Raw genomic sequence first — 8,985 nt, 5'->3', positions numbered from 1 at the left:
TGCAACTCAAGTAGATAATACTTCAGGTGTTGCAACTCCTTCAACGCAAAGTTTGATTTTAAAAATGTTAAAAGGAACTTTAGTGAATGTAAATAAACCAGTTTGGGACTTGATGATGAAAAATATTTATCAAATTCCAGGTGGTTATCAATTAGAAAGTGAAGATTTTAAATTCAACATCTTATATACAGATCCTTCTCCTTTAAATTATATAACTCAAGTAGGTACAACAGCTTTGCCTGCTGGTGTAGCTGAAACTCCTTTAATAAAAGTTCTTAATTTAGATAAATTAAATTACACAAATGATCCTCAACAAGGAGGTGATGGTTTCTTCGATTTTATTCCGGGAATAACAATAGACGCTCAATATGGTAGAATTATTTTCACCAATGTTGAACCTTTTGGAAAATTACTTTTTGATAAATTAAAAGTAGGTACGGAAGATTATGATGTTGATTTAACTTATAATGAAAACCAAGATAAATACGTTTTTAGAAATTTATATAAGCAAACACAAGCGGCTGCTTTACAAGAAAGCGAAAAGAATAAATTTCAATTAAGAGGTAGATATAAATCAACTTCTGGAGATGGAATTCCAATTGGTGCATTCAATGTGCCTCAAGGTTCTGTGGTAGTGACAGCTGGAGGAAGAGTTCTTGTGGAAGGAATAGATTACACAGTAAACTATCAATTAGGTAGAGTTTATATTACAGATACTTCTTTGTTAGCTTCAAATACTCCAATTCAGGTTTCATTAGAAAATAATGCTGTTTTTGGCCAACAAACTAGACGTTTTTGGGGAATGAATGTAGAACATAAATTCAATGAAAATTTCTTACTTGGAGGTACAATCTTACACATGTCTGAAAGACCTTTCACACAAAAAACAGATTACAATCAAGACTCAGTTAATAATACAATTTTCGGATTAAACGCAAACTTTTCTACAGAAGTGCCTTTCTTAACAAGATTGGCGAATAAATTACCGAATATTGATACAGATGTACCTTCTAATTTATCCTTTAGAGGTGAAATAGCCTATTTAAAACCTGGAGCTTCAAAAACCTCAAATTTTAATGGAGAATCTACAGTATATATAGATGATTTTGAAGGATCACAAACAACAATAGATATGCGTTCTGCTTCTGCTTGGAGTTTGGCCAGTACACCAATAGATTTTGGAGGAGAATTAACTGAAGGGGATTTAGCATATGGTTACAAAAGAGCAAAAATGTCTTGGTATTCTATTGATCCTGTTTTTTATACACAAGCACCAGCAGGAATTTCAAATCAAGATTTATCAACAAATAGAACAAGAAGAGTTTTTAGTAGAGAGCTTTATCCACAACTAGATATAGCGCAAGGACAAACACAAGTTATCTCTACATTAGACTTGACTTATTTTCCAAAAGAACGTGGGCCTTATAATTTTAACCCAGCAGCAGCTAGTAATACTTTTCCATCGGGAACCGAACAAGATAATTGGGGTGGAATTATGAGAAGTATAAATTCTACAAATTTTGAGCAATCAAACGTAGAGTATATTCAATTTTGGGTAATGGATCCTTATTTTGGATTGCCAAATGATGTGGTGCTTCCAACAAATAGTGGTAAAATTGTTTTCAACTTAGGAGAAATATCAGAAGATGTTCTTAAAGACGGAAGAAAATTATACGAAAACGGATTGCCAGAAGCGGGTGCAGTAACAGCAACAAATGCTTCTGTTTGGGGAAAAACTCCAGCCTCACAATCTTTAATTTATGCTTTTGATACAAATGATGGCAATAGACTAGCACAAGATGTTGGTTTAAACGGTTTGTCAGATGCTGAAGAAGCCGCACAATTTTCAGCTTTTGCTGGAAATCCTGACCCTGCGGCAGATAATTATCAATTTTATTTGAATGCAACTGGTAGTGTTCTAGATAGATATAAAAACTACAATGGAACACAAGGAAATTCGCCTGTTAATGTGTCGGATATAAATAGAGGAAGTACAACTTTTCCTGATGTAGAAGATATTAATAGAGATAATACCATGAATACCATAAACGCGTATTATAAATTTGAAGTAAATATTGAAAAATACGGTGATCAACTACAAGATGTTCCCGTTGGTCAAAATTTTATAGTAGACTCTAGGGTTGATAATAATGTAGATTTACCTGATGGTAGTGTTGGAAAGGTAAGATGGATTCAATATAAAATTCCTATTCTAGAGGCAACTGCCGCTAATGCAGTTGGTTCAATTTCGGATTTTCGTTCTATTCGTTTTATGAGAATGTTTCTTACAGGTTTTAATGAAGATGTTACGCTGCGTTTTGGAGCTTTAGATTTAGTAAGAGGAGAGTGGAGAAGATATACAAATACTTTAGATGAAACAGATCCTGATCCAACAGATGATAATACAGGATTTGATGTTGTTGCTATTAACATACAAGAAAATACAAATCGTTCACCTATTCCTTATGTGGCTCCTCCAGGAGTTGAAAGAGAGCAATTGTACAACAATAACACTATCATTAATCAAAACGAACAATCTCTTTCGTTAAGGGTTTATGATCCTAATTCGGGTAATTATGTTGATGGATTACAACCAAATGATTCAAGAGCAGTTTTCAAAAATGTAAATGTGGATATGCGTCAGTTTAAGAAAATGCGTATGTTTTTACACGCTGAAGCTTTGCCAAATCCAGAATCTACTCCTTTACAAGATGATGAAATGGTAGCTTTTATTCGTTTTGGAAATGACTTTACACAAAATTTCTATCAAGTCGAAATGCCTTTAAAAGTTTCTTCTCAAAGTGCAAGATCTGCAGAAGATGTTTGGCTGTCGGATAATGAGATCAATATTCCATTATCGTTATTAACCAAGTTAAAAATATTAGCTCTTTCGAACGATCCTTCAATTATTTATGATGTTAACGGAATCGGATATGTAGAAGAAGAAGCAATTGGTTCATCTGACAGTAAATTGACATTAGGTATAAAAGGTAATCCGAATTTTGGTTTAGTAAGAACCTTGATGATTGGTGTTAAAAATAAAAATGGTTCGCAACCAATTAGAGGTGAAGTTTGGTTCAACGAATTGCGTATGTCTGAAATGGATAATAAAGGTGGATATGCTGCTGTAGCAAATTTAGATACAAATATGGCTGACTTTGCTACTGTTTCTGCTACAGGTAGATTAAGCACAATTGGTTTTGGTTCTCTAGAACAAGGTCCAAATGAAAGAAGTAGAGAAGATGTAAAACAATATGATTTAGTAACCAATTTCAATTTAGGGAAATTATTGCCTAACAAATGGGGTATTAATTTACCATTTAATTATGCTGTTGGTGAAGAAAAAATCACACCAAAATACGATCCATTTTACCAAGATATTGAATTGCAACAACTACTTGATATAACTCCAGATCAAGCTGAAAGAGATAATATTAAAGAAAGAGCAATCGATTATACCAAAAGACAAAGTATTAACTTTATTGGTGTAAGAAAAGATAGAGCTCCAGATCAAAAACAACGCATATATGATCCTGAAAATTTAACACTTTCTTATTCTTATAATGAAACTCAACATCATGATTTTGAAATTGAAAGTTTAACCGATAAGCAAGTTAAAACAACCGTTGATTATGCTTATTCATTTAAACCTTCAGCGATTGAGCCTTTCAAGAAATCAAAAGTGTTTTCTAAAGGAAATTATTATAAAGCATTACAAGATTTTAACTTTAATTTCTTGCCAACAAGTATTGCATTTAGTTCAAACATTTTAAGACAATACAATAAGCAACAATTTAGACAGGTTGATGTGCAAGGAATTGAATTAGACCCTTTGTATAGAAGAAACTTCTTCTTTAATTACAACTACGGGTTTAATTACAAATTGACAAAATCGCTTTCATTTGTTTATAATGCTAACTCAAATAACATTGTAAAAAATTATTTAGATTCTAATAATGCACCAATTGATTCATTCTCAATTTGGGATGATTTTTGGAATCCTGGAACACCAAATCAACACAATCAACAATTAGTAGTTAATTATGAATTACCAATTAATAAACTACCATTTTTAGGATTTGTTAAATCAAATTATTCATATACTTCAGATTATAACTGGACTCGTTCGTCAAGTGCTTTTGCAAGTATTGAAACTCAAGCAGGAGATATTTATCAATTAGGTAATACAATTCAAAATGCTAATTCTCATAAGTTAAATACAACTTTTGATATGGCTTCTTTCTATAAAATGCTTGGAATTGGAGTTAAAAAAGCACCTAAAACTAAAGCTGCTGCACCACCAAAACCGGGTGAAAAAATTGTAGCTAAACCTAAAGTTAGTGCGTCAAATGATCAAAATATCTTTGTTAAAGGGTTAATTGGAGTTTTAACAAGTGTAAAAAATATTCAAGTTAATTATACTGAAAATAATGGTACAGTTTTGCCAGGATTTTTACCTGGAGTTGGATTCTTTGGAACGACTAGACCAACCGTTGGATTTGTTTTAGGAAGCCAATCAGATATTAGATATGAAGCTGCAAAAAGTGGATATTTAACTAATTTTCCTGATTTCAATCAAAACTTTACGCAAGTAAAAAACAAACAATTGAATCTTACCGCTCAAATGGAAGTATTCAAAGACTTTAAAATAGATTTAAACGCTGATAGAACATTAGCAGAAAATTTCTCAGAACAATATGACGTTTCTGCTGATGGAACATATAATCCAAGATCACCATACGACTTTGGTAATTATAACATTTCTACTATTTTAATAAAAACTTCTTTTAGTGAAAGTAGTGATGTTTTCTCTCAAGCTTTTCAAGATTTCAGAGATAATCGTTTGATTGTTGCAACTCGTTTAGCAGAAGCGTACTATGGAGCAGGAGGAATTCCGAGTTATGATGCTGAAGGTTATCCAACAGGATTTGGTAAAAATAGTCAACAAGTGTTATTGCCTTCTTTCTTGGCCGCTTATTCTGGACAAAGCGCTAGTAAGGTTTCAACAAATGATTTTAAATCAATACCATTACCAAACTGGAATATTAAATATACTGGTTTAATGAATTATAAGTTCTTTAAGGATAAATTCAAACGTTTCTCAATTCAACATGGTTATAGAGCTAGTTATGGTATTAACCAATTTAGATCTAATTTGAATCCAGAAGTAAATGACCAAAACGGAAATATTTATGCTAAAAGAATTATTTCAAATGTAAATTTAGCAGAACAGTTTAATCCTTTAGTTCGTTTTGATTTTGAAACCAAAGGTTCCTTAAAGTTCTTAGCAGAAATGAAAAGAGACAGAACTTTAAACATGAGTTTTGATAATAACCTTTTAACTGAAGTGAAAGGAAATGAATATACTTTTGGGGTTGGATATAGAATTAAAGATGTTACAATAAGTTCAACTTTAGCCGATACACCAACAGGAGTAATTAAAAGTGATGTAAACTTAAAGGCCGATTTCTCTATCAGAAGAAATGAAACAATAGTAAGATATTTAGATTATGATAACAATCAATTATCAGGTGGACAAAACTTAATGTCAATTAAATTCACTGCAGATTATTCATTTTCTAGAAACTTTACAGCCATATTTTATTATGATCACCAGTTTTCAAAAGCAGTTATTTCAACAGCATTTCCACTCACAACAGTTAGAGCAGGATTTACTTTGAGATATAATTTTGGAAATTAATTAAAAAAAATTGACATTATTACTTATAAAAATTTAATTTTGCTTAAAATTTAAAACAAATGAACTTTCCAGAAAATTTAAAATACACAAAAGACCACGAATGGGTTAGTGTTGATGGTGATGTAGTAACAGTTGGTATTACAGAATTTGCACAAAAAGAATTAGGTGACATTGTTTATGTTGAAGTTGAAACTTTAGATCAAACATTAGATAAAGATGAAGTGTTTGGTACAGTCGAAGCTGTTAAAACGGTTTCTGATTTATTTTCACCAGTTTCAGGTGAAATCATTGAATTTAATGATTCTCTTGAAAGTGAACCAGAAAAAGTAAATAGTGATCCTTATGGAGACGGTTGGATGGTAAAGATTAAAATCTCTGATGCTTCTCAATTAGATCAATTATTAGACAGTATTGCATACAAAGCACTAGTTGGAGCGTAAGTATTATAGCATACTAACGTTAATTTGGATTGTGGTGATAACAATTCTTAGTGTAGTTAGTTTTGAAAAAAATACAATTACATCCATCCAGAATAGTGATAAATTAGTTCATTTTTCATTTTATTTCATACTGACATTTTTGTTGCTAAGAAGTATTAAAAGAGAGATGAGGTTTAAATATTTGATAGTTATCGCTTTATCTTTTTTTTATGGCATAATTATTGAGGTTATACAAGCATATTTTACTGTAAGTAGAAGTGGTGATTTTTACGATGCAATTGCAAATTTAGCAGGTATAATTTGTGCCGCTTTGTTAAATTATTTCATCATAGAAAAGTTTTCTTCTAGTAAAGTTTAAAAAGTTTAAAATTATTATTTATATTCGTACTCTAAATTAAATAACCATGCAACCAAAAAAGAATCCTAACGTTGACGCGAAACGAAATAGTTTGTTGTATTTCCAAATTGGATTGGCAGCCATTACTATTTTAACATATATCGCTATAGAAGTTAAAACTCCAGATCCAGTTATTATAGTTGAAAAACCAAAAATGGTAGATAATTTTATCGATGATGAAATTATTCCATTAACAATGCAAGTGCAAAAAGCACCACCACCACCACCACCAGCACCAGAAGTAATTCAAATTGTTGATGATAAAGTGGTTATTGAAGATAAAAAAATTGAAACTACAGAAACAAACGAAAAACAAGAAGTTGTTGTCGTAAAAGCATCAAATGTTGGTGAAGTTACTGGTTCTGTAGAAGATGTGGATGTAGATGTTCCGTTTGCAGTTTTAGAAGATGTTCCTTTGTTTCCAGGTTGTGAGAAAGTACCTAGAAGTCAGCAAAAAGAATGTTTTATGGAGCAAATGAACAAGCACATTAAAAAATATTTTGAATACCCTTCAAGAGCAAAAGAAAATAGTGTTCAAGGTCGTATTACTGTTTTGTTCGTAATTGATAAATCAGGTAATGTTACTAACCTTAGATTAAAAGGAACAGGTAAAAAAGATAGTGAGTTATTAGAGGCTGAAGCTGAAAGAATTATCAAAAAGTTACCAAAGTTTACTCCAGGTAAACAAAGAGGTAAAGCAGTTGGTGTAAGTTATGCACAACCTATTTTATTTAAATTAGAAAATAGATAAAATTTATATATTTTTAATTAAATCCCAATCTTATTAGATTGGGATTTTTTTTGGCACATAATTTGATTATTGTTATGTAATTAACTTTTAAAACAAATTATTATGAAACCAAATGTTAAAATGATAGACAAATCTAAAAACAGCTTTATTTATTTTCAATTAGGATTAATTGCTGTGATGGTATCCGTGTTATTTGTTTTAGAATATAATTTTGAAACAATAGATAGTAATTTCGCTCTTAAAAAAGAAAGAATAATAGATTTTGAAAAACCTTTTATATATAGTCCAGCAAAAGAAGCAAAGGCTGTAGAGACTGTTAAAAAAACTGTCGTAAAAACAATTATAAAACCTATTGCTCCGCCAAAAGTTATCAATCAATTTGTAAAAACAAAAGATGATGTTAATGATGATGTAATTAAAGATGCTTCACATCAAGATTCTAATACATCTGTTTCAACTGATATTGGTAAAAACGAAGAACCAATAGACGGAAACTCAGGAGTTGGTACTAAAGAAGAAGAAACTTTTGTTGTTGTAGAGTTTTTGCCAAGATTTCCAAGTTGTGAAAATGTATCTAAAGCAGATCAAAAAGCTTGTTTTGATGCACAGTTGAAAAAAGAGATTTTCAAACACCTGAAATATCCTGAAAGAGATTTAAATAATAAAAAAGAAGGTACTGTTTTTGTACAGTTTGTTGTAGATGAAAAGGGTAATTTTACTTCAATAAAATCTGCAGAAAATAATAGAGCAACAAATGACATGAGAATAGCTGTAGAAAATGCAGTAAAAAAATTACCAAAGATTATTCCTGCTAAACAGGGTAAAAAAGATGTAAAAGTTATTTACACTATACCTATCTCGTTTAAGATTGGTAAATAATGATTATAAAGTCCCTTTTTTAAAAGGGATTTTTTTATTTTTATAGCCAATTAGAATTTCAACCATGAATATTAAGCAATTTCTCGACTCTACCTATTTAAAAACGGCTCAACAAGCTTCGGTTTCAGAAACTGAAACTATTGAAATTAACAGAAAGAGTATCCAAGAGGCAATAGATTATAATTTTAAATTAATTATGATTCGTCCTGAAATTGTTTCAATGGCAAAAAAAATGATTCTTGAAGCAAATTCAAAAGTAACCATCGGAACGGTTATCGATTTTCCTTTAGGTGAAAACGCATTAGAATATAAGCTCAAAGAAGCTCAAAAAGCAATTGATAATGGTGCTGATGATTTAGATTTTGTAGTGAATTATGAAGCTTACAAAGAAGGTAAAATTGACTTAGTAAAAGAACAAGTTGCAAAATGCACAGCCTTAGGTTTGCAAAACAATAAAAATGTAAAGTGGATTATTGAAGTTGCTGCTTTAAACGATTCACAAATTATTGGATTATGTACGCTTATAAAAAATACGGTGATTTCAAACTTCAAAGAAAATCAATACGATAATGTTTTTGTAAAATCTTCCACGGGATTTTATCAAACGCAAAACAATCTGCCAAATGGAGCAACAATCCATGCCATCAAAATAATGCTTGAAAACTCATTTCCTTTGCCTGTAAAAGCTGCTGGTGGAGTTAGAAATTATGAAGAAGCAATTGAGATGATAAAATTAGGAGTGAAACGTATTGGGACATCTTCAGCAAAAGCAATTGTAGAAGGTTTAGATTCAAAAAATGGTTATTAAAATAATTAA

6 protein-coding genes are annotated in these 8,985 nt (G+C 30.8%); all 6 read left to right on the top strand.

Annotated elements, in window-relative coordinates; translation table 11 throughout:
- Positions 1-5,701: cell surface protein SprA (gene sprA / locus AACZ53_RS05480; RefSeq protein ID WP_339835551.1), on the top strand; the 5,701-nt coding region annotated here is incomplete at its 5' end.
- 59 nt (positions 5,702-5,760) lie between these two features.
- Positions 5,761-6,141 carry a glycine cleavage system protein GcvH gene (gcvH, locus tag AACZ53_RS05475; RefSeq protein WP_339835548.1) on the top strand — a complete coding sequence of 127 codons (381 nt, stop codon included), beginning with the start codon at positions 5,761-5,763 and terminating at the stop codon, positions 6,139-6,141.
- Positions 6,142-6,172: 31 nt separating this feature from the next.
- Complete coding sequence (locus AACZ53_RS05470) at positions 6,173-6,499, top strand: VanZ family protein (RefSeq protein WP_339835554.1); 327 nt, start codon at positions 6,173-6,175, stop codon at positions 6,497-6,499.
- 46 nt (positions 6,500-6,545) lie between these two features.
- On the top strand, positions 6,546-7,289 hold the full coding sequence (locus tag AACZ53_RS05465; RefSeq protein ID WP_339835546.1) for a TonB family protein: 744 nt from the start codon (positions 6,546-6,548) through the stop codon (positions 7,287-7,289).
- Positions 7,290-7,391: 102 nt separating this feature from the next.
- Positions 7,392-8,168, top strand: coding sequence for a TonB family protein (locus tag AACZ53_RS05460; RefSeq protein WP_339835544.1), 777 nt, complete (start codon positions 7,392-7,394; stop codon positions 8,166-8,168).
- Between the two features lie 64 nt (positions 8,169-8,232).
- Complete coding sequence (gene deoC / locus AACZ53_RS05455; protein ID WP_339835542.1) at positions 8,233-8,976, top strand: deoxyribose-phosphate aldolase; 744 nt, start codon at positions 8,233-8,235, stop codon at positions 8,974-8,976.
- Positions 8,977-8,985 lie beyond the last annotated feature (9 nt).

The organism is uncultured Flavobacterium sp., assembly GCF_963975005.1.
GTDB lineage: Bacteria > Bacteroidota > Bacteroidia > Flavobacteriales > Flavobacteriaceae > Flavobacterium.
Note: the sequence above shows the minus strand (reverse complement) of the source record. Positions and strands in the feature narration are given on the sequence as shown.

Excerpts from the sequence above, each read along its gene's own strand:
- deoC (WP_339835542.1), top strand. The coding sequence starts at position 8,233 with ATGAATATTAAGCAATTTCTCGACTCTACCTATTTAAAAACGGCTCAA.
- AACZ53_RS05460 (WP_339835544.1), top strand. The coding sequence starts at position 7,392 with ATGAAACCAAATGTTAAAATGATAGACAAATCTAAAAACAGCTTTATT.
- AACZ53_RS05465 (WP_339835546.1), top strand. The coding sequence starts at position 6,546 with ATGCAACCAAAAAAGAATCCTAACGTTGACGCGAAACGAAATAGTTTG.
- gcvH (WP_339835548.1), top strand. The coding sequence starts at position 5,761 with ATGAACTTTCCAGAAAATTTAAAATACACAAAAGACCACGAATGGGTT.